Origin of the sequence: Haliea salexigens DSM 19537, assembly GCF_000423125.1 — a bacterium.
Lineage (GTDB): Bacteria > Pseudomonadota > Gammaproteobacteria > Pseudomonadales > Halieaceae > Haliea > Haliea salexigens.
The window spans coordinates 162,836-185,101 of sequence record NZ_AUHJ01000007.1; the positions used below are offsets into that span (position 1 = coordinate 162,836).

The 22,266-nt window shown below is 57.1% G+C and carries 38 protein-coding genes and 1 tRNA gene; 21 read left to right on the top strand and 18 right to left on the bottom strand.

Annotated elements, in window-relative coordinates; all coding sequences use genetic code 11:
• Nucleotides 1–31: 31 nt before the first annotated feature.
• The 8 genes from tolR (at nt 32) to G533_RS0109990 (ending at nt 5,610) form a co-directional block, all read left to right on the top strand.
• Nucleotides 32–424, top strand: coding sequence for a protein TolR (gene tolR / locus G533_RS0109955; RefSeq protein WP_035527546.1), 393 nt, complete (start codon nt 32–34; stop codon nt 422–424).
• On the top strand, nt 421–1,218 hold the full coding sequence (gene tolA / locus G533_RS0109960; protein WP_240472413.1) for a cell envelope integrity protein TolA: 798 nt from the start codon (nt 421–423) through the stop codon (nt 1,216–1,218). The genes tolR and tolA overlap by 4 nt, the downstream gene beginning before the upstream one ends.
• Nucleotides 1,218–2,519: a Tol-Pal system beta propeller repeat protein TolB gene (gene tolB / locus G533_RS0109965; protein ID WP_051230177.1), complete on the top strand. Its 1,302-nt coding sequence runs from the start codon at nt 1,218–1,220 to the stop codon at nt 2,517–2,519. The genes tolA and tolB overlap by 1 nt, the downstream gene beginning before the upstream one ends.
• Nucleotides 2,520–2,569: 50 nt before the next feature.
• Nucleotides 2,570–3,094, top strand: a complete 525-nt coding sequence (gene pal / locus G533_RS0109970) for a peptidoglycan-associated lipoprotein Pal (RefSeq protein ID WP_027949832.1) — start codon at nt 2,570–2,572, stop codon at nt 3,092–3,094.
• A gap of 14 nt (nt 3,095–3,108) precedes the next feature.
• Complete coding sequence (gene ybgF, locus G533_RS0109975; protein ID WP_051230178.1) at nt 3,109–4,065, top strand: tol-pal system protein YbgF; 957 nt, start codon at nt 3,109–3,111, stop codon at nt 4,063–4,065.
• Between the two features lie 13 nt (nt 4,066–4,078).
• On the top strand, nt 4,079–4,774 hold the full coding sequence (gene queE, locus G533_RS0109980; protein ID WP_051230179.1) for a 7-carboxy-7-deazaguanine synthase QueE: 696 nt from the start codon (nt 4,079–4,081) through the stop codon (nt 4,772–4,774).
• A complete protein-coding gene (gene queC, locus G533_RS0109985) occupies nt 4,758–5,459 on the top strand; it encodes a 7-cyano-7-deazaguanine synthase QueC (RefSeq protein ID WP_035527447.1) in 702 nt (233 codons plus the stop codon). Before queE ends, queC begins: the two co-directional genes overlap by 17 nt.
• A gap of 75 nt (nt 5,460–5,534) precedes the next feature.
• Nucleotides 5,535–5,610 (top strand) — tRNA-Lys (locus G533_RS0109990).
• Between the two features lie 91 nt (nt 5,611–5,701).
• Here G533_RS0109990 and G533_RS0109995 read toward each other — a convergent pair.
• The 18 genes from G533_RS0109995 to G533_RS21470 all read right to left on the bottom strand — a co-directional run bounded on the left by G533_RS0109995 (nt 5,702) and on the right by G533_RS21470 (nt 15,671).
• The gene (locus G533_RS0109995) at nt 5,702–6,721 is read right to left on the bottom strand and encodes a tyrosine-type recombinase/integrase (RefSeq protein ID WP_035527450.1); all 1,020 of its coding nucleotides are present in this window, start codon (nt 6,719–6,721) and stop codon (nt 5,702–5,704) included.
• The gene (locus G533_RS25340; RefSeq protein ID WP_084638920.1) at nt 6,718–6,903 is read right to left on the bottom strand and encodes a DUF4224 domain-containing protein; all 186 of its coding nucleotides are present in this window, start codon (nt 6,901–6,903) and stop codon (nt 6,718–6,720) included. Before G533_RS25340 ends, G533_RS0109995 begins: the two co-directional genes overlap by 4 nt.
• Entirely contained in the window at nt 6,900–7,550 is a 651-nt protein-coding gene (locus tag G533_RS24515; protein ID WP_144079844.1) for a hypothetical protein, read from the bottom strand. The genes G533_RS25340 and G533_RS24515 overlap by 4 nt, the downstream gene beginning before the upstream one ends.
• Nucleotides 7,537–7,872, bottom strand: a complete 336-nt coding sequence (locus G533_RS0110005; RefSeq protein WP_027949837.1) for a hypothetical protein — start codon at nt 7,870–7,872, stop codon at nt 7,537–7,539. The genes G533_RS24515 and G533_RS0110005 overlap by 14 nt, the downstream gene beginning before the upstream one ends.
• The gene (locus G533_RS25010; RefSeq protein ID WP_051230181.1) at nt 7,869–8,297 is read right to left on the bottom strand and encodes a hypothetical protein; all 429 of its coding nucleotides are present in this window, start codon (nt 8,295–8,297) and stop codon (nt 7,869–7,871) included. The genes G533_RS0110005 and G533_RS25010 overlap by 4 nt, the downstream gene beginning before the upstream one ends.
• Before the next feature lie 285 nt (nt 8,298–8,582).
• On the bottom strand, nt 8,583–8,753 hold the full coding sequence (locus G533_RS24785) for a hypothetical protein (protein WP_158413407.1): 171 nt from the start codon (nt 8,751–8,753) through the stop codon (nt 8,583–8,585).
• The gene (locus G533_RS24790; RefSeq protein ID WP_027949839.1) at nt 8,753–9,247 is read right to left on the bottom strand and encodes a hypothetical protein; all 495 of its coding nucleotides are present in this window, start codon (nt 9,245–9,247) and stop codon (nt 8,753–8,755) included. The genes G533_RS24785 and G533_RS24790 overlap by 1 nt, the downstream gene beginning before the upstream one ends.
• A 421-nt stretch (nt 9,248–9,668) precedes the next feature.
• On the bottom strand, nt 9,669–10,094 hold the full coding sequence (locus G533_RS0110030) for a DUF551 domain-containing protein (RefSeq protein ID WP_027949840.1): 426 nt from the start codon (nt 10,092–10,094) through the stop codon (nt 9,669–9,671).
• On the bottom strand, nt 10,087–10,629 hold the full coding sequence (locus tag G533_RS0110035) for an ead/Ea22-like family protein (protein WP_144079845.1): 543 nt from the start codon (nt 10,627–10,629) through the stop codon (nt 10,087–10,089). The genes G533_RS0110030 and G533_RS0110035 overlap by 8 nt, the downstream gene beginning before the upstream one ends.
• Nucleotides 10,630–10,744: 115 nt before the next feature.
• Nucleotides 10,745–11,140 carry a single-stranded DNA-binding protein gene (locus tag G533_RS0110040; RefSeq protein ID WP_027949842.1) on the bottom strand — a complete coding sequence of 132 codons (396 nt, stop codon included), beginning with the start codon at nt 11,138–11,140 and terminating at the stop codon, nt 10,745–10,747.
• Nucleotides 11,137–12,765, bottom strand: a complete 1,629-nt coding sequence (locus G533_RS0110045; RefSeq protein ID WP_027949843.1) for a YqaJ viral recombinase family protein — start codon at nt 12,763–12,765, stop codon at nt 11,137–11,139. The genes G533_RS0110040 and G533_RS0110045 overlap by 4 nt, the downstream gene beginning before the upstream one ends.
• Nucleotides 12,762–13,556: a hypothetical protein gene (locus tag G533_RS24925; protein WP_169515388.1), complete on the bottom strand. Its 795-nt coding sequence runs from the start codon at nt 13,554–13,556 to the stop codon at nt 12,762–12,764. Before G533_RS24925 ends, G533_RS0110045 begins: the two co-directional genes overlap by 4 nt.
• Before the next feature lie 14 nt (nt 13,557–13,570).
• Complete coding sequence (locus G533_RS0110055) at nt 13,571–13,858, bottom strand: hypothetical protein (protein WP_027949844.1); 288 nt, start codon at nt 13,856–13,858, stop codon at nt 13,571–13,573.
• Nucleotides 13,855–14,091 (bottom strand): hypothetical protein, encoded by a 237-nt coding sequence (locus G533_RS0110060; RefSeq protein ID WP_027949845.1) that lies wholly within the window; start codon nt 14,089–14,091, stop codon nt 13,855–13,857. The genes G533_RS0110055 and G533_RS0110060 overlap by 4 nt, the downstream gene beginning before the upstream one ends.
• On the bottom strand, nt 14,088–14,234 hold the full coding sequence (locus G533_RS24795; RefSeq protein ID WP_158413408.1) for a hypothetical protein: 147 nt from the start codon (nt 14,232–14,234) through the stop codon (nt 14,088–14,090). Before G533_RS24795 ends, G533_RS0110060 begins: the two co-directional genes overlap by 4 nt.
• The gene (locus G533_RS0110070) at nt 14,231–14,467 is read right to left on the bottom strand and encodes a hypothetical protein (protein WP_027949846.1); all 237 of its coding nucleotides are present in this window, start codon (nt 14,465–14,467) and stop codon (nt 14,231–14,233) included. Before G533_RS0110070 ends, G533_RS24795 begins: the two co-directional genes overlap by 4 nt.
• Nucleotides 14,468–14,694: 227 nt before the next feature.
• Nucleotides 14,695–15,003 (bottom strand): DUF8108 domain-containing protein, encoded by a 309-nt coding sequence (locus G533_RS24520; RefSeq protein WP_144079846.1) that lies wholly within the window; start codon nt 15,001–15,003, stop codon nt 14,695–14,697.
• A gap of 8 nt (nt 15,004–15,011) precedes the next feature.
• Entirely contained in the window at nt 15,012–15,671 is a 660-nt protein-coding gene (locus G533_RS21470; protein ID WP_158413409.1) for a LexA family protein, read from the bottom strand.
• Between the two features lie 116 nt (nt 15,672–15,787).
• Here G533_RS21470 and G533_RS0110095 point away from each other — a divergent pair, with 116 nt between their 5' ends.
• The 13 genes from G533_RS0110095 (at nt 15,788) to G533_RS25345 (ending at nt 21,865) form a co-directional block, all read left to right on the top strand.
• The gene (locus G533_RS0110095) at nt 15,788–15,994 is read left to right on the top strand and encodes a Cro/CI family transcriptional regulator (protein WP_027949847.1); all 207 of its coding nucleotides are present in this window, start codon (nt 15,788–15,790) and stop codon (nt 15,992–15,994) included.
• Nucleotides 15,995–16,070: 76 nt separating this feature from the next.
• On the top strand, nt 16,071–16,406 hold the full coding sequence (locus G533_RS0110100) for a phage regulatory CII family protein (protein WP_027949848.1): 336 nt from the start codon (nt 16,071–16,073) through the stop codon (nt 16,404–16,406).
• Nucleotides 16,403–16,786 carry a hypothetical protein gene (locus G533_RS0110105; RefSeq protein WP_027949849.1) on the top strand — a complete coding sequence of 128 codons (384 nt, stop codon included), beginning with the start codon at nt 16,403–16,405 and terminating at the stop codon, nt 16,784–16,786. Before G533_RS0110100 ends, G533_RS0110105 begins: the two co-directional genes overlap by 4 nt.
• Nucleotides 16,786–17,445, top strand: coding sequence for a Lin1244/Lin1753 domain-containing protein (locus G533_RS21475; protein WP_051230184.1), 660 nt, complete (start codon nt 16,786–16,788; stop codon nt 17,443–17,445). Before G533_RS0110105 ends, G533_RS21475 begins: the two co-directional genes overlap by 1 nt.
• On the top strand, nt 17,442–18,398 hold the full coding sequence (locus G533_RS23505) for an AAA family ATPase (RefSeq protein WP_051230185.1): 957 nt from the start codon (nt 17,442–17,444) through the stop codon (nt 18,396–18,398). The genes G533_RS21475 and G533_RS23505 overlap by 4 nt, the downstream gene beginning before the upstream one ends.
• Nucleotides 18,395–18,682, top strand: coding sequence for a hypothetical protein (locus G533_RS0110120; protein WP_027949850.1), 288 nt, complete (start codon nt 18,395–18,397; stop codon nt 18,680–18,682). The genes G533_RS23505 and G533_RS0110120 overlap by 4 nt, the downstream gene beginning before the upstream one ends.
• A complete protein-coding gene (locus G533_RS24525; protein WP_035527460.1) occupies nt 18,682–19,020 on the top strand; it encodes a hypothetical protein in 339 nt (112 codons plus the stop codon). The genes G533_RS0110120 and G533_RS24525 overlap by 1 nt, the downstream gene beginning before the upstream one ends.
• The gene (locus tag G533_RS0110130; RefSeq protein WP_027949851.1) at nt 19,017–19,454 is read left to right on the top strand and encodes a NinB/YbcN family protein; all 438 of its coding nucleotides are present in this window, start codon (nt 19,017–19,019) and stop codon (nt 19,452–19,454) included. Before G533_RS24525 ends, G533_RS0110130 begins: the two co-directional genes overlap by 4 nt.
• Nucleotides 19,451–19,885, top strand: coding sequence for a hypothetical protein (locus G533_RS0110135; protein ID WP_027949852.1), 435 nt, complete (start codon nt 19,451–19,453; stop codon nt 19,883–19,885). The genes G533_RS0110130 and G533_RS0110135 overlap by 4 nt, the downstream gene beginning before the upstream one ends.
• Before the next feature lie 9 nt (nt 19,886–19,894).
• Complete coding sequence (locus G533_RS0110140) at nt 19,895–20,113, top strand: hypothetical protein (RefSeq protein ID WP_027949853.1); 219 nt, start codon at nt 19,895–19,897, stop codon at nt 20,111–20,113.
• Nucleotides 20,113–20,673, top strand: a complete 561-nt coding sequence (locus G533_RS0110145; RefSeq protein WP_027949854.1) for a recombination protein NinG — start codon at nt 20,113–20,115, stop codon at nt 20,671–20,673. Before G533_RS0110140 ends, G533_RS0110145 begins: the two co-directional genes overlap by 1 nt.
• Nucleotides 20,670–21,182 carry an HNH endonuclease signature motif containing protein gene (locus tag G533_RS0110150; RefSeq protein WP_027949855.1) on the top strand — a complete coding sequence of 171 codons (513 nt, stop codon included), beginning with the start codon at nt 20,670–20,672 and terminating at the stop codon, nt 21,180–21,182. The genes G533_RS0110145 and G533_RS0110150 overlap by 4 nt, the downstream gene beginning before the upstream one ends.
• A 317-nt stretch (nt 21,183–21,499) precedes the next feature.
• Nucleotides 21,500–21,865 (top strand): antiterminator Q family protein, encoded by a 366-nt coding sequence (locus G533_RS25345; RefSeq protein ID WP_420835528.1) that lies wholly within the window; start codon nt 21,500–21,502, stop codon nt 21,863–21,865.
• Nucleotides 21,866–22,266 lie beyond the last annotated feature (401 nt).

Genomic DNA, 22,266 nt, shown 5'->3' on the forward strand with positions numbered 1-22,266 from the left:
CGTGTCCAGATCGCGCGACAAGCACCGTGCCATGGCCGACATCAATGTCGTGCCCTATATCGACGTCATGCTGGTGTTGCTCATCATATTCATGGTCACGGCGCCCATGCTGATGCAGGGGGTTCAGGTCGACTTGCCCACTGCCGACGCCGACCCGGTGGAAAACCAGGATAGTGAGCCGTTGATCATCTCGGTCGATAGTACAGGGCAGTTGTTCCTGAACCTGGGTGAGGAAGAAAGCCAGGCGCTATCGCTGGCCACGATTACCCTGCGGGTGGGTGCGGTCATGCGCCGCAGCCCGGAGAAACCGGTGCTGGTATGGGGGGATCGCGCTGTGCCCTACGGTGAGGTGGTGACTCTGATGGCGGCCCTGCAGGAAGCCGGTGCACCCAGCGTTGGACTGGTGACAGAGCCACCGCAGTGAACTCGTTGTACGCCAAGCCGGCCACGCCGCGCATCATCCTGCGCCCTGCGTTGGCTACCCTGGCGTTACACGCGCTGGTCATCTTTCTGTTGGCGGCAAACTGGACCTTCTCCGACGAGCGCCTGGTCAAGCCCAAGCCGGCACCGAAAGTCATTAACGCCACGCTGGTAACGCTCGCCGAGGCGCAGCCGAAGCCCGCGCCGAAACCGGAACCCAAGCCCGTCGCCAAGCCGCCGCCGAAGCCGGAACCCAAGCCAGAACCCAAGCCGGTGGTAAAGCCCAAGCCAAAACCCGAACCGAAGCCCGCCCCCAAGCCGGCGCCGAAGCCGGAACCAAAGCCCACGCCGAAGCCGGCAGAGAAACCCAAGCCCAAGCCAGAACCCAAGCCCGAACCCAAGGGGCCCACGGCGCAGGAGCTGGCCGAACAGGCGCGGCAGGAAGCGGCCCAACGTGAGGCGGCGGCCCAGGCGGCGCGCGCAGCGGCGGCTGCGGCGGAACTGGCAGCGAGTTATGCCTCGCTGATTCGCCAGACCGTCGAGCAGCGCTGGAGCCGCCCGCCTACTGCGCGCAACGGTATGGAGGTTTTGTTGTCCATACAGTTGATACCCACGGGCGAAGTGGTCAGTGTGAGTGTGTTGCGCAGCAGTGGTGACACCGCCTTTGATCGCTCGGCGATTGCCGCGGTCGAGCGTGCCGGCAATTTTCCGGAGCTGAAGAACCTGCCACCCCGGGAATTTGAACAGAACTTCAGGCGCTTTCGCCTGCTTTTCCGACCAGAGGATCTACGTTACTGATGAAACACCTGACAGCAGTGCTGGTAGCGACCGTGGTCGCGCTGGCAACCATAAGCGCCCGGGCTGAATTGGTCATCGAGATCACCCAGGGCATGGACAACCCCACTGCGATCGCCGTGGTGCCCTTTGCCTGGCAGGGCGGCGGATCCGCCCCCGAGGATGTGGCGCAGGTGATCGACAACGACCTGGCGCGCAGTGGTCAGTTCGACCCGGTCGGGCGCGGCGACATGCTGGCGCGTCCCTCAACACAGCAGGAAGTGTTCTACCGCGACTGGCGGGCGATCAACACCGAATATGTCCTCATCGGCCGAGCCTCGGTGACCGGCCAGGTGCAGATGCGTATCGAGTACGAGCTCTTCGATGTCAATCGCCAGGCCCGGGTGCTTAGTGGCTATGAGGAGGGGCATGTCAATGAAGCGCGCATGCTGGCTCACCGCGTTGCCGATGAAGTCTATGAAACGCTCACCGGTATTCCCGGCGCCTTTGCCACGCGGTTGTTGTATGTGTCCGTCACCCGCAATCCCGGTGGCAAGGACTTCTACCGCCTGACCCTGTCCGATTCCGACGGCGCGCGCCCCATCGTGTTGCTGGAGTCGCGCGAGCCGATCATGGCGCCGTCCTGGTCACCGGACGGCAAACACATCGCTTACGTATCGTTCGAGACCAGCCGCCCTGCTATTTATCGTCAGGAGCTGGCCAGCGGTGCGCGGGTGCAGCTCACCAACTTCCGTGGCCTGAACGGCGCACCGGCCTGGTCGCCGGACGGTAATTCCATGGCCATGGTGCTGTCGAAAGACGGTAACCCGGATATCTACCTGATGGATTTGCGCACCCGCGAACTCACGCAGTTGACCCGGCACTACGCCATCGACACCGAGCCCACCTGGATGCCGGATGGCCGCTCCATCCTGTTTACCTCGGACCGCGGTGGACGCCCGCAGATCTACCGCTACGACCTGCGCACCGGGGCGACGGAACGCCTGACCTATGAAGGCAGCTACAATGCCCGGGCGCGCGTGGCCCAGGACGGGCGCAACCTGGTTATGGTGCATCAGGCGGGGGGGCAGTTTCATATCGCCCTCCAGGACCTCGTCACCAACCGCCTGCAGATCCTTACCAGCACTGATCTGGATGAAAGTCCCAGTATCGCGCCCAATGGCTCTATGGTATTGTATGGCACCAAGTCCGGGGATCGTGGCATTCTGGCTGCAGTATCCGTGGACGGAGGCGTGAAATTCCGTTTACCGGCGCGCGAAGGCGATGTCCGTGAACCGGCATGGTCACCATATATGAGCCGCTAACGCGGCTTTAGTAGCCAATGTCATTCATCTATTCGAAGGAAAGCAAAGCAATGAAACAACTGACTGTTGCCGGTAAGGTGCTGACCCTGCTCTTCGCGGCAGTGTTTCTGGTCGCCTGTTCTAGCAAGGACACCAAGGACGATTCCGCTGCGGCCGATGCCGCTGCTGCAGAGGCTGCGGCACGTTCCGCGGCCGAGCGCGCAGCGCTGGAAGACGCGGCGATGGCCGAGCAGCGCCTGCAGGACGCCGTGACCGCAGTAGGGAATGTGTTCTATTTCGATTACGACAGCTCCACCCTGAAGCCCCAGGCGCAGGCAGCGCTTGACGCGCACATCGAGCTGCTGCGCACCAACGACCGCAGTGTGCGCCTGGAAGGGCACACCGACGAGCGCGGTACCCGCGAGTACAACATGGCTCTGGGTGAGCGTCGTGCCAACACGGTGCGCGACTACATGGTCGTCAACGGCATCGCCAGCTTCCGTATCGAAACGGTCAGCTACGGCGAAGAACAGCCCATCGCTTACGGTTCCGGCGAGGCCAACTGGTCCCAGAACCGTCGCGTTGAGCTGAAGTAAGGCGCGGGTAGCGCATGCGGTTGTTCGGCAAAGCGTTCACTCGAACGCTACTGGCAAACGGGCTGGCCCTTGTGGTCGGCCCGTTCTGCGTTCTGGCACAAGCCCAGGACTACATAGACGTGGAAGCGGAGCGCGCCGCGGCCGAGGGTCGTGCGGCAAGTTCCGCGCCTGCGTCCCGTTCGGCGGGGCAGGGTGCCCAGCCGGCACAAGCCTATCCGGTTACCAGCTATGGCATCGGCACGGCGACCAGCCCGGAACAGACCGCGTCCACAATGGCTCCGGCCGCGCCGGCGCCTGTTGCCGCTGCTGGCGGCAATGCCGGGCAGTTAATGCTGCAGGTACAGCAGTTGCAGCAGGAGGTCATGCGCCTCAACGGGGTTGTCGAAGAGCAGGCTCACGAACTGCGCACTCTAAAGAGCCAGAGCCTGGAACGCTATCTCGATATTGACCGTCGTCTTAGCCTGTTGGCCGGTGGTTCGGTCGATGGTGCAGAACTGCCAACAGCCGGCCCCGCTGCGGTGGATTCGGCTGCGGCACCAGCCTCTCGTCCCGAGGCCGCTGGCGCTGCTGGCACAACGGAGCAGCCCGGCGAGGCGGCGGCCTACCAGGCGGCCTATGCGCTGGTGCGCGGGCAGAAGTTTGATGAGGCCGTCAGTGCCTTCCAGCAGTTCCTGCGCGATTACCCCGCAGGCCGCTTCACCCCCAATGCACACTACTGGCTGGGTGAGCTGTACCTGGTTACGACCCCACCCGATGTAGAGTCCGCGCGGCAGTCCTTTATGTTGCTGCTTGATTTGTATCCTGCCGACTCCAAGGTTCCCGATGCCCTGTTCAAGCTGGGCAAGATCCACTTCACCAAGGGGAATCGGGATCGCGCCCGCGAGTTTTTTGATCGCGTCATCAATGAGTATGGTGCCTCCAATAGTGCGGCGGTGAAACTTGCCCAGGACTTCATCAACGAGAACTACTGACCCCGGTCAGCCCATGACAAGTACCTTATCGACCAGCGCCGGCTTGGCTCCTGATGCCGCCGGCGATCCCACGCTGCGGATCACCGAGATCTTCTACTCACTACAGGGCGAAGCGCGTACCGTGGGCCTGCCTACCGTGTTCGTGCGGCTCACCGGGTGCCCGCTGCGTTGCGTTTACTGCGATACCGCCTATGCCTTCAATGGCGGCGAGCTGCGCGCGCTGTCCGGGGTGTTGGCCGAAGTGGCTGCATACAGGCCGCGTTATGTGACGGTGACCGGTGGCGAACCCCTGGCCCAGAAAAACTGTCTGCCGCTGCTGTCCGCGCTGTGCGATGTCGGTTACGAGGTTTCGCTGGAGACTTCCGGCGCGTTGCCGGTGGGTGAGGTTGATCCCCGCGTGGTGAAAGTGCTCGACCTGAAAACACCCGCCTCCCAAGAGGCCCATCGCAATGACTACAGCAACGTCCAGCAACTCACACCTCACGATCAGGTGAAGTTCGTGATTTGCGACCGCGCGGACTACGAGTGGGCGCGCTTCAAGCTGGATGAGTACAACCTGGCGCAGCGCGTGTCGGACGTGCTGTTTTCCCCCAGTCATGGCCAACTGCACGGGCGCGAGCTTGCGGCATGGATTCTCGCCGATAACCTGCCCGTGCGCCTGCAGCTGCAGCTGCACAAACTGTTGTGGAACGATGAGCCCGGTCACTGAGCGCCCGGGCACGGGGCAGCGAGCGGTCATCCTGGTCTCCGGCGGCCTGGATTCCACGACAGTGCTCGCCATGGCGTTGCGGCAGGGCTATAAATGCTACACGTTGAGTTTTGACTACGGGCAGCGCCATCGCGCCGAATTGGTCGCAGCGCAGCGTGTGTCATCGGCGCACCCCGATGTGCAGCACAAGGTGGTCACCCTCAACCTCGATAGTATTGGCGGTTCTGCGCTGACCGATCCGGACATCGCCGTGCCCGAGGAGGCGACAACAGGAATACCGGTGACCTATGTGCCGGCACGTAACACCGTGTTCCTGTCCATTGCGCTGGGCTGGGCCGAGGTGCTGGATGCCCAGGCTATTTTCATTGGTGTGAACGCCGTGGATTACTCCGGCTACCCCGACTGCCGCCCGGCCTACATTACCGCCTTTGAGGAAATGGCCAATCTCGCCACCCGTGCCGGCGTGGAAGGGCGGCGACTTGCCCTGCACACGCCGTTGATGCATCTGTCCAAGGCCGAAATCATTGCTGCAGGTATCGGCCTGGGCGTCGATTACGCGCTCACCGTCTCCTGCTATCAGGCGACCGACGAAGGCCTGGCCTGCGGCCGCTGCGATGCCTGCCGGCTGCGGCGCGACGGTTTCCTGCAGGCTGGCGTTGCCGACCCGACGCGTTACCGGCCATAGCGGGATTATTGCGGGCGTTAGCGTAAAAAGCACTTGAGTTTTGTTGTCAAATCCGTACTATACGCACCTCCCTCGGGGCCGTTAGCTCAGTTGGTAGAGCAGTTGGCTTTTAACCAATTGGTCGCTGGTTCGAATCCAGCACGGCCCACCATTTACGCGGCTTTCGGGGCATTGCCCCGGTGCCACTGTCCCATACACCGCAACTGTCCCATAGAATTGCACGGTAAAATTTGTGACGGCGGTCAAATCTCCACCACATCCGCTTTTCTCCGATACGTTTTCTGGGTCATTGATGCAGTGGTGTGACGCAGCAGTGCCTGGGCCTGATCCAAAGTCAGATCAGATGCCCGCTTTGCCCGCAGATCGTGCAGGGTAAACCGTTCATTACCCGCATCGGCCCAGCGCCGCATGTACCGCTGCCAGATGGAATCAAAGCCAGATGCCGAGCCATCCGCTCGGATGTAGGGTTGCCCATCTCTAGTATGGAACAGGTGCAATGCGCTGACCCTCTCCCGGTGCTTCAGGATGCTGTCCACAATCACTCGCAGTTCATCGGTCCAGCCGACCACAAAGCTGTCACCGTCGCGCTTGACGTTGTGGAACAATATCCCTCGGTCCGTCAGATCCGACCGCTTCAGGTTCAGCAGTTCTGCCTTACGCCGCCCGGTCCATACCGCCAGCGACACGAACAACTGCCACTTGGCCGGGAGTGTGGCGGCGAACCCCACCAGTTCGTCATCCGACACATACCGCTTCCTGGCCTTCAGGCTGTACTTGACCACCTTCTTCCCCGCCATCGGGTGATCGCCCCTGGCACCCCATTCAATCGCTTTGGTGAACAGGTGGCTCAGCACCTCAAGATCAAGGTTCGCTTTCTTGTGCGACTCATCCTTACCCATGCGATCCCGGTACTGGTAGATGTGCTGCGGCTTGATTGCGTCCACCGGGTTGTCTGCGAATACCCTGCGAATGCGCTTCAAACTGTACTGGTTTGACTTCTGTGTGGCCGGGGCCTTCAGGGGCATGACCTCGATGGCGTATCGGTCGCACAGTTGAGCCATTGTGTGAACGGACCCCAGAAACTCCTGGCGCATGGCATAGACGCGGTGGGCTTCGTGCAGCGTAGCACCCAGCCTAAATTCTGTTCTACCGTCCCAGCGGTGTTCTTCGCCCTTGGGGACGCGATAGTGGTACGCACCATGCTTGTGCCGCCAGTTCTTTGGCAGGCCGCTATTGACCTTGGTGCGCTTCCTGGGCGTCATGCGAAATTGAGCCTCACGGATTGGCGAGACCGGTCACTGTGCCCAATGTCGGCCCTCAAGACAACTGGCCTGCCGTCTACCCACTTGTAGGGTATTCCGGCGCGGTCCAGCACCTTGCGCTGCGCCGATGGCTTTACACGCCTGGTGTACTCGGACAGCTCTTTTTCTGATAGCCAATTCACCCTTCCTGCCCCTCACTCATTGCCGCAGCAGCCCGGACGCGCATTCTTTCTATGTGCATCATCCAGTCGTCCCCGTATCTCTTGACTGCCCAAAGAACCCGCTCATATGGCTCGTCCATCTCTCTCGCAAGACGCGCCACGCATACCTTTCTGCTGGCGCCGACTCTGGCGAACACAGTCCGGCGCTGGTTGTGATATTGCTCTTTCAGCTTTATCCACTTGCAGTTCCCTGGTTCGTAGTTGCCGTTTACGTCAATCCTTTCAAGGGAGAACCCTTTTGGCATCTTCCCCATATCTTCAAGGAAGTTTTCAAAAACGCTCCACCGCTCGCAAACATGTATCCCTCTGCCGCCATAGTTTTTATAGTCGGGCCGGTTTGGATTACCGCATCTTGACCGCATATTGTTCCAGCAAGCGTATGTGCGGGTGCGGTTCATGCCGTGTTTAATTGGCTTCTCCCTGCGGACTTCTGCATTAAGGCAGCCGCAGCTTTTCGAGTGCTCCGTCACAATGTCCGACTGAGTGATAACTTTTTTAGTCCCGCAATCGCAAAGGCACAGCCACGCCGACCGACCTTTTATGCTTGGCGCTCTTTCGATAACCAACAGCCTGTTGTGCCGCTCTCCGGCTAGGTTACGTTTTGGCATTGTCATCTCCCATCGCTGCTGCCGCTCTTGTGATTACCCTGCGCGTGGCTGCGTGTTTGTCGGTGCCGAAGGTCTCTGTTGCCCGCAAAAGGTCTGAATACGCGCCTCGCGTCCAGCAGCTTGCTTCTATAGATTCGTTGAGATATTCAACATCAATCTCACAATCCACCATCAACCTGAAGGCGTCGGCGTCTGATTCGAGGGGGTTCCAGCAAAAGTCGGGCTTGTTCGGGTACTCCATGCACTGGTAGTCCTCGCGCCACTCCAGAACATACCCACCAGCCCTTGCCGCAGCCTCCAGTAGCTCCCTGTCGCCTATCATTGTTGGTCCTCGGCGTCGCCCATATTCCGTGACAGGTCCTCCGGGTGAACCCCAAACAGTTGGGCCATAGGTTTCAGTAACGCGGTCCTCAGCTCGTGAATCTCGCCCTCGAGGTGGGCAATCCTGGCATCCTTCTCGCTCAATCCATCGTCAAACATTGCTCTGGCTGCGCAGTATGAATCATCGTCCACATAATCCAGACTGCCGTAACCGGATAGGCTGTACCCGATAAGCTGGGCGAGCTGCTGCCGGTCGTCTTTCGTGAAGTCCATCACGGCAAGTTGGTTAAGCCCCATCCCTCGTTCCGTCGCCCAATCCAGTAGGTGACTCACGATCGCGTTTTGCCTGAACCTCACAACTCCGCTGGCTGTGGTCACTATCGGCTGTATCGGGTTTTTTATCACTCCCCTGTCCTGCTCAATCACTGTTTCGCCTCCCAATCATGCGTATCAATAAACTCACCGCAGAGGTGATCCCTCGGTGTCAGGATGTGGCCTGCACGATCCGGCAAGCTGCAACCCTCCATACCCAGCATCGCTATCCTATCGCCACCAGACACCGGCGCCGACCTGGTGCACTCACCCACAACCGAGTTGTGGAACCGCCACCAGTCACACCCGGCACAGCAGGGGCCGTGCTTGCGGTAGAACTGGTCTACGAGCCTCCGCCTGTCCTGCTCTCTGCTCATGGCTCCACTACCTCCCTGTCGGTCATGGGGCGTCCTCTAGGTGCTTTTCCACGATGGCGTCCAGCTCGGTGGCTTTTGCGATACACGCTGCCGCAATATCTCCAACCAGCCGGCGGTCAAAAGACATGCCGCGCAGGTAGTTGGCTGCGCCTTCGATCGCGAGCAGAAGCTCTTCTTTAATTTCGTCATCCATCACTTATCCCCCTGTGCCTTATCCTGACTCATGCGAAGCCGAATAAACTGGATTAGAAGGCGGTATTCCTCTCCAATCTGGCCGTCCCCGTGGCTCCCTTCTACCGCAGTCGCGAACTGGTCAAGAGAGCCTTCGAAGCACCCGCGCGACACCTGTATGCCACCCTCTTTTGATCGCATTGCGGTGAGAGTGCCGTTTTCGCTTCCCACCTTGCTGATCCACACTAAGTCTGCATCGCCGGAGACCCGCGCATTGCCGTAGACCCGCGCATTGCCGTAGACCCGCGCATCGCCGGAGACCCACGCATTGCCGTAGACCACCGCATCGCCGGAGACCCACGCATCGCCCTCGTGACTCAGGTTACTTTCTTTCTCAATCCAGCCGCCAAGTTCGCCTTCACTGACACTGCCAAAGCTAACCAGTGCGCGGATTTGAAAGAGTTTTGTGCCGAAGCGAATCTTTATGTTCGTTGTTAGCTCGTACTTCTGGCTCATGTTTTTCCTCCTTTCTGGTTTTGTGTTGCGGCCTGTAGGGCGGCGCGTATACCGTGCCCGCTTCCGCTGTGAATAAACTCCCCGCTTGGCTGCGACTGGACTGTCACCCAATACGGTTTTTCTTCAAGCCAATCCAACCGCCCCGCATCAGCCTCCGCAGCGGCGAGGCTGTCGCGTAGCTCATCCCGCTGCGCCTTGATGCACTCTGGTCGGTTGCAGTGGTAACTGCACGTGTGGATGTCACCAGATGACGGCATCCGGCAGGCGCCTGCTGGATTTGAAGAGTGTGGATCATTACGCTCACAGTAGTCCAAGCAGGAGCACTGCTTGCCAAGCTTTCTGCGCGTCACATGATCGCAATTTCCGCCGCCCACGGCGCTGTGGGGCCTGTCCCTGTCGTAAAACCCACACTCGCACTTAATCACTCACCACCTCCCTGCGGGGCTGCTGGCAGGGGCATCCAGTGGGTGTATGGGGCCTCAGCAGACGGGCCGGTTACCGAGAAGTCTTCGCCGCCAATACTGTAGCCACCAACGGCCATAAAGTGCTGATAGTTGTTCTCGTGGTTAGACCAACCACCTTCCTCAATGAAATCAAAGTCAATCCCGCCGTCTTCTCCGGGGATGAATACCATCACTAGTTCATCGTCTATTGGCAGTCTCTCGGTGACAGGTATCCACCCCTCCGGCACTGCTGGCCGTGACTCCGCAGCGGCGAGCTTGGCTTCGAGTGTGGCAATGTATCCTTCCGCGATATGCCACGGGGTCCAGTAGCCATCTTCCATTTGCACACATACGAAGTCCTTTGGGCCGCTCCACTCCAAGCCGTATCGAGCAAGGTCACTCATGGTGGCTGTCTCCTGTGGCTGCGAGCATGGCATCACGGCACGCGTTCCATCCTCCCGCGTAAAACTCCCAGTCGCGGCCTTTCTTTTCGTCTCTTTCTAGCGCCACCGGAATGGCTGCGCTGGGCGGGTGGCGGTAGAGGGGCTCTACAGTATCGAAGTCATCGGCAAGCGACTGCGCGCCTGCCTTTGTCATATCAATGTCGGACACAACACCTCCGTGCACTACAGCCCACGCCACGGGCTCCGCGCTCCCCACCTCGGCGGCTGCTTCAAGCTTGTCTATCCTGTCCAGTAAGGCGAGGACTGCGACTGGGTTGGCGGCGGCTATGTAGGCTGCGTCAGAGTGCCGATCAATCCCGTGCGTGTCGTAACTAGGTCCCCATTGCTTGCGATTGTTCTGGTTTGGCGTCTGTACCACTCTCCGTCCAGAGTCCGTGTATATGGCGTAAGCGGGCAGGTCTGACGCCACTTTCCATTCCCCTGGTGTTGCCTCCAGTGCAAGCTCCCGCAACTTCTCGCGCTTTTCTTTATTCACGACTCCATCCCCCACGCCATCACCACTATCACCGCCAGGGCGGCCAATGTTTGCCAGTCCATACCCATCTCCTAAAAAGCCCCGCCGCCGGTTAGAGCAGGCGGGGAGTCTCCTGCTAGAACGGAATATTTTCGTCATCAAACTGCTCTGGCATAGGCTGTGTGCGTGGCTGTGCTGCCTGCCGTGCCTGCTGTTTGGGCTCGCTGCTTGATAGCAATGTCAGGTCGTTCACGCGCATCTTCAGCGTCTTTTGCGTGGAGCCATCCTGCCCGCGCCACTCATCCAGTTTGATTTCGCCAGACAAGCCGACCTGCGTTCCTTTGGTCAGATACTGGCAAAGGTTCTCGCTGGCTCGCTTCCCAAACAGGGCGCAACTCAACCAGGTTGTCACCTTCTTATCGCCATATCCGGAGTCAAACGCGGCGGTAAACTGCATTACCGCATCACCGCTGGGCATGTACTTGAGTTCTGCGTCTTTCCCAAGCCTGGCTATCGTGTTGAATACGTTCATGCTGCTCTCTCCGAAAAGTCCATTTGCTTCAGCCAGTCGATTACGTTTGCTTCGCTGGCCTGGTAGTGGTCACACAGGGTTTTCAGTATTTCCTTGTCGGTTGGTCGATATGTCTTACTCCCCGCCGGCTTGGCGGGTGCAACCTCAACAGTCTTTGTGGCCTGCGGCTTCTCGGGCTCAGGGGCTGGCTTTGCCGCATCGAGCTCGGCCCGATCTATTGCCGCCTGATCCTCTTCAATCTCCCGCTGGCGCTGGGCTTCTACCCTGGCGGCTTCAGCTTCGGCTTTGGCCTTTTCCTCCGCGCGGATCTTCTCGCGCTCGGCCTCAAGCCTGGCTTCCTCTCGCTCTTTGTGCTCGCGTATGCGGTCCTTGATAACCAGCTTCAGGTGCTCATTGTCGGACAGGGCAAGCTGCTGGGCATCGGCAAACAGCGACTCATAGCCTTTGGCGTCGGTTCTCAGGGTTTCCACGTTCAACCTGATCTTATCGGCAATGGCGTTGGACTCGATCTTGGCGCGGGCCAGCTCGGTATCGACGGCATCATTCAGGCTGGTAATGGTTCGCTTGCCCTTCATGGCCCCGGCAAAGTCGGCTGCGATACTCGGGAGCTGGATCTTGCCCAGCGAGGCATTGACGGACGCGATATGATCCTGAAGTGCGGCCTTGCCCTTCGCCAGAATCTCATTGCGCCGGTTTTCCTTCTCTGCCTTCAGCAGCTTCTGCGCCATCAGCCTGTTGTCGCGGGCCATCGCGTGAAGCATGTCTTTGGTGCGCTTGAAGGCGTCCACGGCAGATACCATTGACAGCACGGTAGCCTCTGCGCCATCCAGTGCAGATTCCGCTTTCTCCAGCGTCTTGATCTGTGAATCGAGGTCGGCAAAGTCCTGATCCGTTTGCGGGGAGGTGATAAGCCGGTTGTCTATGAAGTCCCGCAGCGCCGCCTCAAATACCTTGAGGTTGTCCACAATCTCCAGGCTGCCGGATACCTGGGCGGATACTGATGGCAGCTGAGTTACAGCCTCGCCAACAGGCGCGGCGGTCTGCTCAACGTGCTCATAGTTGGCAAGGTCTTTGTCGAATTGCTTCCAACCTGCCATCAAAGCGGCGGTATCGTCTTTGTTTGGCGTAACCCAGCAGCACACCGTATTATCCTCTGTTCCATCCGTGACCATGTATAGGCACTTCTCGGCACCGCTGACGGCGAGCTGGTGGACAACCTGCCAGTAATCATCCTTGGGTGTGAGGCCATCGCGCACAGTGTTGGCCTTGGCCTCATTCCACTGCTTGCACTCCCAAATCACATCTTCCAGCATCGTGACGCCATCGAAGCTCGCAAGCAGGTAGCCGTCCTCATTGGTGGCGGTCGCCGGGTACAGCTCCTGGCCTATGACTTCCTCGGCAATTGGGCGGGCCAGTGCCTCGACTTCGTGACCCCGTGCAAATAGGACGTTCTCTGTCCACTCGCTGAATTCCTTTTCGCTGCCGGTGGCCTTCATGCGCAGCAGCTCATTGCGGGAAACCTTTTTGCTGGCGCCCATCATGGCGGGAGCCTCACTGGCGGTGTGGTATTGCGCGCGGGCCGCTTTCCACTCGTCGCTGCCCTGGACTGCATCAATGATGTTCATACAATTTCTCCCTCTTTCGCCGCACAGTTGCGGATAGTGTTTTTCTGCTGGTCGCTCAGTGGTGCTTTGGACTGAATCATGGCTATGATCTGGTCCGGGGTTTTCTTCTTGTCGTCAATCGCCTTCTTCCATGCCGGAAGGTTCTTGGCAAACTGGTCGTCAGGGTAGGGAGCAGGCGGCTGCCTGCCGTTGGTGGGCTGCTCTACCGGGTCCAGGTACTCAGGCGGCAGATCCTCAATGTCCTGCGTGAAGCAATCGCTTGCTGCGGTGGCGGTCAATACCGCATCAACCAGGGCGCGCTTCTTGGCCATCTTGAGGATCGTGTTGGCAAGGTCTGATGGCTCGGTCCTGATCTGCTGCTTCTTGAAGTTCGGCTTACCCTGATAGCCGCGCGTCCACTTCTCGCGCTTGCGGTCTGACGGGGCTTCGTCAAATTCCTCTTTGCAGATAGCGTTGCGCCATTTGTACTTTTCCTCGCTGCTGGAACACTCGCCAATCCCGGCCCCAACAAAATGACCAGAGGGAGATACCAGCCGCACCTTTACCTGATAGCGGATCTGGTCGTCGTCGCTCAGGTCGGTAATGTCAGGGTCTGCCGACAGTCGAAAAGCAGACATGATTTTTTCAGCTCCAGGCTTGTAAAGGCTCGGCTCCTTGCAGCCCGGAATGACCCCGTAGTGAACATTCTTCTGCATTATGTGGTCCAGCACATCCTTGATCACCCCAACCTGCTGGCGCAACTCTGCCGACCGCATGGGGGCCAGGCTACGGTTGTCTGCCGGGTGTTGCACGACTACGTTATTCATCACCCAGCCCTCCGGTTAGCGGTCACAATGTCGCCTGAAACCAGTTCATCACGGAACGCCTGCATTTCTTTTTGCAGGTCGTACCCGCCCCCGCCGAAGTGCCCCAATTCCATGTACATTGCGTTCTCTGCAGCCAGCACATCACTGGGCGCGAACTGGCTTATAGTGCGCCCATCAAGTGTCGCGTTTTTCAGGCCGTCTATGCGCCCGCACCCGTCTCCGCAGTCGCTGAAACTAATATGCTTCAACGGCACCTCAAGCGTTACAGTTACAAATTTCTCTCTCATGCGTATGCCCTCAGTTCTGGCCCAGGATCTGCAGCCTGGAATGATTCATCTTCAAGTTTTTCGTCAACGGCCTCGTAGAGCTCGGCCTTGCGCGTTTCGCTGATACCCTGCATCAGATTGCTCTTCACAGGAGAGGCAGATTCGATGACATAATCTGTGTCGCCAAAGTCGCCCTCTGTAGGCGCAAGCAGGCACTCAACCTCGCACCACGCCATAACCGTCACTTTCTTCACAGCGCACCTCCAAGCCAGAAGTAGACGCTGATACCACCCCAAGCAAAGCTGACTACAGCAACAGGAAAGACCTTCCAGAAGGCCTCCATGGGCTTGGGGTATGCCATTCGTCGGTCAGGGAACATATATTTCACGTCATTCACGCCGCTACCTCCTGCACCGGCTGGAGCGCAAAAACGCGCACACCAAGTGCCTCAAAGTAGTATTCAGTGTTCTTGTCGCTGTACGGCGCTGTGTTGTGCTGCGGGAAAGCTGCCATAAAGCCAACCAGGCTCATTTGCACAAGCCACTGGTCGTCATGGCCGCGCATGACACTGATAACGCCGTCCGGGATTTCCATATCACCCAGCGCGCCGATCACCTGATAAATGTTCATACCAAAAGCCCCGCGATAGTGATGACCAGTGCCAGCCCGAAGGCCACGCCAATCAGAATGTTTGCTATTGAGATCATTTCGTTCTCCCGGCCCGGTTGTTGTCGGGCATGTAAGTACTATAACCAAAGTTATTATAATATGCAATAACCCGAGTTATATTTATTTTGGGAGAAAATTGGGGGCACAAAAAAGCCCGCACTTGGCGGGCTCTGGATTACTGTTTGGCGCTATCTGAGTCGCTTGCCGTTGTTGATCCGCTTATCAATCGCTGAGTTTTGCGACCCGTTGCTCGCCGCCACAATGACCCAGACCACAACCCATAGGCCGAGGGTGATGATCGTGAGGAAAAGGTGAAGCAGGTGGCTGGTTTTCTTCTTCCTGCTGAGCATCACAGCAACCTCCTGATCGGAGTAGGGGATGATGTCGCCGCGCTGGGCAACTGATGCGCCGGTTGCTATTGGGGAGCCACAGCCAGGGCAGGCTGGTGCGTTGCTGGATACTTCTTTACCGCAGTCTGGACACGCGATAAGCGCCATAAATCCCCCTACAAGCCGCCCCATGAGGCGTCTATTACTCTGCCTATAATTTCAAATTCATCCCTGATTACAGGGAATGCACTTCTGTCAGGATTCAGCGGCACAAGCACCGGCCTGCCTTCTTCAGACAGCAGCCTCTTGAACGTCACATGCCCATTACCACTGTGTTTGGCGACAACATAGTCACCTGATTGCGCTGGCTTTTCAGGGTCAACATATATGACCATTCCAGCCGGGAAGCTATGCCCATTCACCCCATCGGGTAGCGTCATAGAAGGCCCGTCAACACGCAATGCAAAGGTGTGCTTAGAGTGCGGCACAGTCGTCGGGACTACACTTTCCGCATAACCGGGATCATATAGGTCTATGGCTTCAGACCACTGACCGGCCTGCACATAACTAATCAACGGAATCCATCCCTTTATATTTGTTTTGCGAATGTTAGTCACATTCGTGCCGCTTTTGTCAAACACGGCTTGCGGTGGGTTTCTTCCATCCTGCAGGTACTCGGGCGTGCACTGAAGCGCATCGGCCATCTCCAAGAGCTTCTTGGTCTTAGCCCCATTTAGGTATTTGGCGATCATTGGCTGCGACACACCCATGAGCTCGGCCAGTTCCCCTTGGCTCATCCCAAGCTCGTCCATGCGTTTTCTGATTCTGTCTTTCATTTCCATATAACCATTGTTATGCAGCGCGGGTTATGTGCCAATTAACCAAAGTTATAGACAAACGATAACCGAAGTTATAATATGGGCGTGAAGCTATCCACAGGAACCTTACGGCAATGAAAAAAGCAGACGTACTCAAGCACTTCACCACGCAGGTTGCCGTGCGCGATGCGCTACTCGCACAAGGGTACCAGGTGTCACAGCCAGCCATTTCAAAGTGGGGCGAGAACATCCCCGAAGTGGCTGCGCGGTTGCTTGAAAAAGCAACTCGGGGCGCGCTGAAGTTTGATGAATCCATGTACCGCTCCAAATCTGCCGCATAACTAGCCGCTCCCTGTGAGCGGTTTTTATTTGGCTGGATTTTCTACAGGAAAGACAAGGAAAGCGGGGGAAACAGAAATGCAGCAAATCACTCTCAACTACGATGCTGGGCTTGTCGATAGCTACCAAAGCTGCCGCGAGTTCGTTGCGTATCGTGCCCACCACCAGCAGACGTCACAGAAGGCCCTGGCTGCTGATATGGACTACTCCCCGTCAGACCTGACGCGGAAGCTGGCGCAAAGCCCTAACGACTCCAGACGCTTCACGCTGGACGATCTGGAAAAGTTCATCGAAGTCACTGGCGACACAAGCCCGGTGATGTATCTGGTTGAAAAGTACCTCACTGAATCAAACCGCATTGCTGAGCTTGAGGCTGAACTTAATCGCCTGAAGCGCATGAAGGGGGTCGCATGAGCGCTCACGATATTGTCTCTCGCCTGGATCACTGCCGACAGGTTAGTGATGGCAAGTGGATGGCTCGCTGCCCAGCGCACGACGACAAGGGGCCTTCACTTTCAATCCGAGACGTTGGCGACGGCAGGACACTGGTGAACTGTTTTGCTGGATGCGGGGCAAATGATGTTCTGGCGTCAATTGGTTTCGAACTTTCCGACCTGTACCCGCCAACAGACCGCAACTATCCAGCAGAGCGCAAGCGCCGCACTGAGACTGAAGACGAGCTTGTGGTTGAAATCGGCAGGCAGGCTATGAGCAAAGGCCAAAGGCTTGAAGGTAAAGACCTTGAGCGTTTCCGTCAGGCTCTCATTAACACAAAGAAAAGGAGCGCCGCATAGTGCAGTGGTTTAAGCATGATAGCAATGCCAGTGCAGACGCGAAACTCAAACGTGTACGCATGAAATATGGGCTTCAGGGATATGGTTTGTACTGGTACTGCCTTGAACTGATAGCTCAGTCGGTAGAGGCCCATAACCTAACTTTTGAACTTGAGCATGACGCGGAGGTGATTGCGTATGACGTTGGTTTGAGTCGGGAGATCGTGCAAGAAATGATGATTTACATGGTAAATCTAGGACTTTTCAGCGCAGATAGCCAAGGGAGGATTTTCTGCGTGAAGATGTTGAAGCGCATGGATTCGTCCATGACAAGCAACGCAAAGATGCGCGAGATGCTCACAAAGGCAAAGCAAAATCATGATGGGGTCATGATAGGTCATGATGAAGGCATGACGAGTCATGATTCTGTCATGCAAGAAAGAAAGAAAGAAGAGAAAGAAAGAAAGAGTGGTCGGTTTACACCTCCCTCGGTTGATGAGGTTTCAGAATACTGTTCCTCTCGCGGTAACTCTGTTGACGCACAAGCCTTCGTTGACCATTACGAGTCAAACGGCTGGATGCGTGGCAAGACGAAAATCAAATGCTGGAAGGCTTGCGTCAGAACTTGGGAATCTAAGCGCGAAGCCCCTAAATCGGGTTCGGGGATGGTTGAGATATGAGAACTATTCCGAGCCAACACGATTTCACCGACCAGGACTTGCAAGCCATTTACGCCGAGACTGAGTTCAACTCTCTCCGCAGGCCGGTTGAGTTCAGGGATCAGGTTCTGCACCGGCTACAGCACCCCAATGAAATATCAGGCTTGAAGCTGCCTTGGTCGCGCACTCACACCCGCGTCAGGCTCCGCAGTGGAGAAATCAGTATATGGGCCGGTATCAACGGTCACCGGAAATCAACACTACTGAATCAGGTCGCATTGTGGGCAAGCCGTGATGTGACGGTTGGCATTGCGTCTTTTGAGATGCCGGTTGAGGGATTGGTTCACCTGATGTGTCAGCAGGGTAGCGGCTCACCCAGCCCCAACCCGCAATGGGCTGGCAGCATGATCGACTGGCTCAACACTCGCATGTGGTTTTATGACCGCCTTGGCTCAGTTCCACCACTTGAGGTGCTTGGGGCCATACACGCAATGGCGAATGAAGGCTGCAAGTTTGTCATTGTCGATTCGCTGTCTATGTGCCGCGTGTCGGATGACATGGAGCGCGAGCGGCTGTTCATGAGTGAGCTGGTGTCGCTTGCAAAGGCGCTCGATATTCACGTTGCCCTTGTCCACCACGTTCGTAAGCCTGGGTCTGGCGGTGACGAATACATACCCTCGCGTTTCGACGTCAAGGGAAACGGAGCGATCGTAGATTTAGCGCAAAACCTTTTCATTGTGTGGGCTGACAAGAAACGCGCCAACCTACTCAGGATGCAGGAAATGGGCGTCTCCCTTGACGCCAAGAGCCTTGAGTACCTGAAGGATTCCAGCGACCAGAAACTGATCGTGGCAAAGCAGCGTCATGGGGAGTTTGAGGGGGCAATACGCCTGTATCACCACCCATCACGACAGTTCACTGAGAACGAGCGCAGGGCCGAGTTCTTAACCGAAATTCAAGGGAGTGCAGCATGAGCGCAGCGCGTGAAAGGCACATGGAGACACTACGCAATTCGATTTTATTCCAGAAACGCCAGCCGTTCACTATCGCGCAGGCGAGTGGGGCCATCAAGTCATCGTGCAGCACGGCGATGAATGCGCTTCAGGAGCTGGTGCGTGAGGGTGAGGTTGTGGTTGTGCCGAAGGAGAAGATCACCGCAAAGCAGACCTATCTTGCACGGCCAACAACCGTATCGCCGTTGCGTGATCCTTGGCGCAAGAACTGGGACATACCCGATTGCAGCCCGAGGTACTACTGATGAACACCAACCCACTGACGGTACAGCGCCGCACGTTCATTCGCCCTATGCGCTGGGCAACCCTTGAGCAACTTGAGTACATGCTTGCAGAGCTTGCCGAGGAGCTTGAGCAGGTACACGAATCGGTTATTGGGGCAGCAGCGAGGCGCAACGGTTATGTCGAAGTCCAGCGGGAAATCAACTGGCGACTCCGCACAGGTCTGGCCCCGGCACCTCGCGGCAGAAATCGCCGCAATCGAGTTGCTGCAAGGGCGCAGGGACGCGCTCCAGAGGGTTCCGAGTCACTTGCGTTCATTGGTAGAGGCTCACTTAAAAGTCGCTTGGGAGCGCAGGCGTGAGTCGCTGGGACTTGAGCAATGAGACCGTGATGCAGCGGTTCATGGCGCACGTTGGGACTCTGAGGCTTTCGGGCAAGCGGCCTGTGGTTGAGTTCGTGCCAGAGTCCCGGAGCCTTGACCAGAATTCGCTTATCTATGCCCTGTACCAGCAGATTGCCTCACAGCTACCAGGCAGCGCCATTGTGGACATACGGCGGGAATGCAAGTTGAGATATGGCGTGCCGATTCTCCGCGCTCACAGTGAGGAGTTTTGCTACGTCTACGACAAGGCGATCAAGCCGCTTGATTACGAGTTCAAGCTGCGTGCAATGGACTGGCTTCCAGTCACTTCAAAAATGGCGAAAGCCCAAGCAACCGAATTTATTGAAACCGTGGTGAGGGAGTACAGCCAGCAGGGGCTGTGCCTTCTCCACCCAAGCGAGGTAGCGGCATGAACGAAAAAGCAGAATTGATACTAACTGAAATGCTCCAGAGAGTTCTTGATGGAGTGGATACAGCCACAGACTTTGCGCAGCGCGAAGTGCCCGATGTTGTGCAGCAGTTGCTGGTCTGGCACATGCTGGAGGCTATTGTGTGGGCGGTCATTTTCGCCGCCATAACTGCTTTTATCTGGGTCATAGTTCCACGGCATTGCAGAAAGGTCAAGCTGGACCCCAGCAAGGACCGTTGGCGCGAAAACACGAAGTTAAATCTTGTATACGACGAAAACGGATATGCCCATCCGGGCGTTGTGGTCGTGGGCACCGTTTTCGGTGCTTCAGCAGTAACATTTTTTGCATCCATCTCGAACGCAATGGCGGCTTTAAAAATAATCTTGGCACCGAAGTTTTACCTTCTGGAATACGGCGCAAGCCTGGTTAAGTGAGGATTCGAAATGAGATCAGAAAAGCTAAGACACTTCCCCAGCAGCGACCCCGTGGCCCGCAACTACAGCGAGACAAAGCAGCGGGAGAGGGCAGAGATTGAGGCAGACGTTGAGCGGTTCCTTGCCCAGGGCGGGGAGATTCAAGAGTGCGGCAGTGAGGCCAACCGCAACCCACAGTTCAGGCCGGGGGCGATGGTGTCACGGCATGGCGGGCTGGTGACGCTGTAATGGCGAGAACCAAGGTCTGCAAAGTCTGCAAGCGTGACTTCAACCCAATGAGGTCAATGCAGGCCGTGTGCGGGCCACGGTGCGCCATTCAGCACAACGCCAAGGCGCGGGAGAAATCCGCGAGAAAGGCTCTCAGGAAGCGCAAGGAGGCGCTGAAAACCAAAGCCGATTGGATGAAGGAAGCGCAGGCCGCTTTCAACGCTTACATACGGGCAAGGGACTACGGTAAGCCGTGCATATCGTGCGGGTGCTACGAGCAAGATAGGTTTACGGGCGGGCACTTTGACTGCGGGCATTACCGGTCAAGGGGTGCAGCAGCGCACCTACGTTTCAACGTGTTCAACGCTCACGGACAATGCAAGCGGTGCAATCGTGAGTTATCGGGAAACGTGGTGGAGTACAGATTGCGACTCACCGAAAGGTATGGCCCCGAACTGGTGCAGCGTATTGAGCACGACAACGGCGCGCGCACCTTTGACGCTCAATACGCAAAAAGGGTGAAGGCTGTTTTTTCAAGAAAAGCCAGAATTTACAAGAAAATATTCAGGAGTTCTTTATGAACAATCTAGTTGAAATATTAAAAAGTAGGCTGGACTACAACAGTCAGACCGGAAATTTGACCTGGAAAAAAACATGCTCCCCACAAAACAAGTTTAAAGGCATGGCTGCCGGGGGTATAGGTGTAAACGGGTACATATACATCGGAATTTCTGTAAATGGGGTTCCGGTGACGCTATCTGCGCACCGGGTGGTGTATATGATTTCGGAGGGGGTTGAGCCACAAGGTGAAATCGATCACATCAACGGAGATAGGGCGGATAACAGATGGGCGAACCTTCGCGTTGTTGACAGACTGGAGAACAACAAAAATATGGCGAAATACAAAAACAACTCCAGCGGCGTTATGGGTGTTTATAGGAATAAAAATAATGGGCGATGGTATGCGGCCATAAGTGACACTGGTAAAAGAATATCTCTTGGTGGATATGGTGATTGGATGGACGCGGTTTGCGCAAGAAAGTCCGCAGAGAACAAGTTTGGTTATCACCAAAACCACGGGCGCAGTTAAACGATGAAGCGAGTTAAGCGCATATTCAGCCGCAGGGCGCGGCACTACAAGAAATTGCGTGGTATCTCATGACGTGCTGGTGGCTCCTGGCAATCCTCACCTTCGGCCCCCTGCTCTGGTACGGGGTGAGGGTGGGGATACTGCTGCTGGCGATGTGGATGGACAAGAGGGATAGGCGATGAATTGCCCTCACTGCGGTAAGCAGGTGACTCCGTGCATCAACGCATCCGAGGGTATGAAGGTAAGGGCTTGGTGGTGTCAGTCGTGCGGCTGGACTGATAGGGCTATTGGGCGGGAAAGGCTGATGGGGGTTGATGATGGGAAGTGACGTGCAGCAGTACCTTATTCGCTGGGGCAAGAGTCGCGCTATCAATGATCCATATCATCTTGACTATCCTCATGAAACTCCATTTTCCCGACTGAGCAAAAGCGGAGGATGGGCGGTAAAGCTTTCTGCGCTTGATGATGAGACTCACGGCCATGTTGATAGAGTGGTATCACAGCTCGCCAGTGTTGATGAGTACCGCCACGCTGTTATCGTTATGTCATACGTCCACTGCTGCAGCGATGCCGTGATCGCCAGAGCGCTGAGCAAGGAGACACAAACGCGCCATACTCGGCACCACGTCAGGGATATGCGTCACCGCGCTGAGGGTTGGATAGAATCACGATTGGGGGGTTGACTGTCGCAGCAGATTGGGCATAATCAGGCAGTATAGACTTTTTGTCACACCGAGAACCCGCCAAGTGCGGGTTTTTTGTGCCTGCTTAATCCTGAGCACAGGAAGGCGAACCCGGCGGGCAGGCGCAAGTATATAGTCCGGGATAGTTTGCGGTTGGCGCCCGCTTAACGAATCAGCAGCCAACATTGCACAGGAACACCCCACCAGCCACCGCTGGTCCTTGCCCGCCGCGTGCGGGCTTTTTTATTTCGACTTGATGGAGCCGGATTCGCAAACCGGCCCTTGCCCGCTACTCGTGGGCTTTTTTATTCCTATTCGGCGTCAGTTGGACAACTTCCGCCGGATCACCCACCGCCGTCAGCTCACCAGGCTATCCACTGGGGCGTGCGCGTGGGTGCTTT

Coding starts and splice junctions, on each gene's coding strand:
- tolR (WP_035527546.1), top strand. CDS start 32: ATGGCCGACATCAATGTCGTGCCCTATATCGACGTCATGCTGGTGTTG.
- tolB (WP_051230177.1), top strand. CDS start 1,218: ATGAAACACCTGACAGCAGTGCTGGTAGCGACCGTGGTCGCGCTGGCA.
- pal (WP_027949832.1), top strand. CDS start 2,570: ATGAAACAACTGACTGTTGCCGGTAAGGTGCTGACCCTGCTCTTCGCG.
- ybgF (WP_051230178.1), top strand. CDS start 3,109: ATGCGGTTGTTCGGCAAAGCGTTCACTCGAACGCTACTGGCAAACGGG.
- queE (WP_051230179.1), top strand. CDS start 4,079: ATGACAAGTACCTTATCGACCAGCGCCGGCTTGGCTCCTGATGCCGCC.
- queC (WP_035527447.1), top strand. CDS start 4,758: ATGAGCCCGGTCACTGAGCGCCCGGGCACGGGGCAGCGAGCGGTCATC.
- G533_RS0109995 (WP_035527450.1), bottom strand. CDS start 6,721: ATGACGCCCAGGAAGCGCACCAAGGTCAATAGCGGCCTGCCAAAGAAC.
- G533_RS24515 (WP_144079844.1), bottom strand. CDS start 7,550: ATGCCAAAACGTAACCTAGCCGGAGAGCGGCACAACAGGCTGTTGGTT.
- G533_RS0110005 (WP_027949837.1), bottom strand. CDS start 7,872: ATGATAGGCGACAGGGAGCTACTGGAGGCTGCGGCAAGGGCTGGTGGG.
- G533_RS24785 (WP_158413407.1), bottom strand. CDS start 8,753: ATGGATGACGAAATTAAAGAAGAGCTTCTGCTCGCGATCGAAGGCGCA.
- G533_RS24790 (WP_027949839.1), bottom strand. CDS start 9,247: ATGAGCCAGAAGTACGAGCTAACAACGAACATAAAGATTCGCTTCGGC.
- G533_RS0110030 (WP_027949840.1), bottom strand. CDS start 10,094: ATGAGTGACCTTGCTCGATACGGCTTGGAGTGGAGCGGCCCAAAGGAC.
- G533_RS0110040 (WP_027949842.1), bottom strand. CDS start 11,140: ATGAACGTATTCAACACGATAGCCAGGCTTGGGAAAGACGCAGAACTC.
- G533_RS0110045 (WP_027949843.1), bottom strand. CDS start 12,765: ATGAACATCATTGATGCAGTCCAGGGCAGCGACGAGTGGAAAGCGGCC.
- G533_RS0110055 (WP_027949844.1), bottom strand. CDS start 13,858: ATGAGAGAGAAATTTGTAACTGTAACGCTTGAGGTGCCGTTGAAGCAT.
- G533_RS0110070 (WP_027949846.1), bottom strand. CDS start 14,467: ATGAACATTTATCAGGTGATCGGCGCGCTGGGTGATATGGAAATCCCG.
- G533_RS24520 (WP_144079846.1), bottom strand. CDS start 15,003: ATGGCGCTTATCGCGTGTCCAGACTGCGGTAAAGAAGTATCCAGCAAC.
- G533_RS21470 (WP_158413409.1), bottom strand. CDS start 15,671: ATGAAAGACAGAATCAGAAAACGCATGGACGAGCTTGGGATGAGCCAA.
- G533_RS0110095 (WP_027949847.1), top strand. CDS start 15,788: ATGAAAAAAGCAGACGTACTCAAGCACTTCACCACGCAGGTTGCCGTG.
- G533_RS0110100 (WP_027949848.1), top strand. CDS start 16,071: ATGCAGCAAATCACTCTCAACTACGATGCTGGGCTTGTCGATAGCTAC.
- G533_RS0110105 (WP_027949849.1), top strand. CDS start 16,403: ATGAGCGCTCACGATATTGTCTCTCGCCTGGATCACTGCCGACAGGTT.
- G533_RS23505 (WP_051230185.1), top strand. CDS start 17,442: ATGAGAACTATTCCGAGCCAACACGATTTCACCGACCAGGACTTGCAA.
- G533_RS0110120 (WP_027949850.1), top strand. CDS start 18,395: ATGAGCGCAGCGCGTGAAAGGCACATGGAGACACTACGCAATTCGATT.
- G533_RS24525 (WP_035527460.1), top strand. CDS start 18,682: ATGAACACCAACCCACTGACGGTACAGCGCCGCACGTTCATTCGCCCT.
- G533_RS0110135 (WP_027949852.1), top strand. CDS start 19,451: ATGAACGAAAAAGCAGAATTGATACTAACTGAAATGCTCCAGAGAGTT.
- G533_RS0110140 (WP_027949853.1), top strand. CDS start 19,895: ATGAGATCAGAAAAGCTAAGACACTTCCCCAGCAGCGACCCCGTGGCC.
- G533_RS0110145 (WP_027949854.1), top strand. CDS start 20,113: ATGGCGAGAACCAAGGTCTGCAAAGTCTGCAAGCGTGACTTCAACCCA.
- G533_RS0110150 (WP_027949855.1), top strand. CDS start 20,670: ATGAACAATCTAGTTGAAATATTAAAAAGTAGGCTGGACTACAACAGT.
- G533_RS25345 (WP_420835528.1), top strand. CDS start 21,500: ATGGGAAGTGACGTGCAGCAGTACCTTATTCGCTGGGGCAAGAGTCGC.